Genomic DNA, 1,680 nt, shown 5'->3' on the forward strand with positions numbered 1-1,680 from the left:
GGCGTAGGTCGAGCGCACGGTGTGGCCCGGAGCCTTCGGCGCGATCATGATGACGTGGCGTAGGTCGAGCGCACGGTGTGGCCCGGAGCCTTCGGCGCGATCATGATGACGTCGAGGTCGGCGCGCGGGATCACGGCACCGTAGTGCACGTTGAAGCCGTGGGCGAAGGCCAGTGCGGCGCCTTGCTTGATGTTGTCGTGCACTTCGTTCTTGTACACGTCGGCGATCTGCTCGTCCGGCAGCAGGATCATGACCACGTCGGCGTCCTTGACGGCGTCAGCCACTTCCTTGACCTGCAGGCCGGCGTTGACGGCCTTGTTCCACGATGCGCCGCTCTTGCGCAGGCCAACGGTGACCTTGACGCCGGAGTCGTTCAGGTTCTGCGCGTGGGCGTGGCCTTGCGAGCCGTAGCCGATGATGGTGACGTTCTTGCCCTTGATCAGGGAGAGGTCGGCGTCCTTGTCGTAAAACACTTTCATGATGRTTCCTTCAGTCTTTCGTTTTCGTGTGTCGGGTTGGCGGCCACCGCCCGGCTAGTGCCGGCACCGGCGCCGCCCTTGGATACTGCAATCAGGCTCAGACCTTCAGGATGCGCTCGCCGCGGCCAATGCCCGAGCCGCCGGTACGGACGGTCTCGAGGATGGCGGCGCGGTCGATGGCGTCCAGGAAGGCATCCAGCTTGCCGCCGTTGCCGGTCAGCTCGATGGTGTAGGTCTTCTCGGTGACGTCGATGATGCGGCCGCGGAAGATGTCGGCGGTGCGCTTCATTTCCTCGCGCTCCTTGCCGACCGCGCGCACCTTCACGAGCATCAGCTCGCGCTCGATGTGCGCGCCCTCGGTCAGGTCCACCACCTTGACCACTTCCACCAGGCGGTTCAGGTGCTTGGTGATCTGCTCGATGATGTCGTCCGAACCGCTGGTGACGATCGTCATGCGCGACAGCGAGGCGTCTTCGGTGGGGGCCACCGTCAGCGTCTCGATGTTGTAGCCGCGCGCCGAGAACAGGCCCACCACGCGCGACAGCGCGCCCGGTTCATTTTCCAGCAGGACCGAAATGATATGTCGCATTACAGGTCCTCCGCGCCGAGCAGCATCTCGGAGATGCCCTTGCCGGCCTGGACCATCGGCCACACGTTTTCAGTCGGGTCGGTCTGGAAATCGAGAAACACGGTACGGTCTTTCAGGCGGAAGGCTTCGCGCAGGGCGGGCTCGACGTCGGCCGTCTTTTCGATGCGCATGCCGATATGGCCATAGGCCTCAGCCAGCTTGACGAAGTCGGGCAGCGCGTCCATGTAGGAATGCGAGTAGCGGTTGTCGTACTCGATTTCCTGCCACTGGCGCACCATGCCGAGATAGCGGTTGTTGAGCGCGCAGATCTTCACCGGGGTGTCGTACTGCAGGCAGGTCGACAGCTCCTGGATGTTCATCTGGATCGAGCCTTCGCCGGTGATGGTCACCACTTCCTTCTCGGGGAAGGCTTTCTTGATGCCCATCGCGTACGGCAAGCCCACGCCCATCGTGCCCAGGCCGCCGGAATTGATCCAGCGGCGCGGCTCGTTGAACTTGTAGAACTGCGCGGCCCACATCTGGTGCTGGCCCACGTCCGAGCAGACGAAGGCATCGCCGTGCGTCAGCTCCCAGATCTTCTCAACCACGTACTGCGGCTTGATGATCTCGGAG

General features: G+C 63.4%; 3 protein-coding genes and 1 pseudogene. All 4 read right to left on the reverse strand.

From position 1 onward, the window contains the following. A partial coding sequence (locus AC1DS3_RS38370; RefSeq protein WP_477129331.1) for a hypothetical protein occupies nt 1–48 on the reverse strand: 48 nt, incomplete at its 3' end. An 8-nt stretch (nt 49–56) separates the two neighbouring features. Then, nucleotides 57–479, reverse strand: a pseudogene (locus AC1DS3_RS38375) (NAD(P)-binding domain-containing protein); the annotation flags it as partial. A 97-nt stretch (nt 480–576) separates the two neighbouring features. After that, on the reverse strand, nt 577–1,068 hold the full coding sequence (gene ilvN, locus AC1DS3_RS38380) for an acetolactate synthase small subunit (protein WP_006156850.1): 492 nt from the start codon (nt 1,066–1,068) through the stop codon (nt 577–579). Then, on the reverse strand, nt 1,068–1,680 hold a 613-nt coding region (locus tag AC1DS3_RS38385), incomplete at its 5' end, for a thiamine pyrophosphate-dependent enzyme (protein WP_477129330.1). The genes AC1DS3_RS38385 and ilvN, both read right to left, overlap by 1 nt.

The sequence above is a fragment of the Cupriavidus sp. 01L46 genome, from assembly GCF_056399905.1.

Excerpts from the sequence above, each read along its gene's own strand:
- ilvN (WP_006156850.1), bottom strand. The coding sequence starts at position 1,068 with ATGCGACATATCATTTCGGTCCTGCTGGAAAATGAACCGGGCGCGCTG.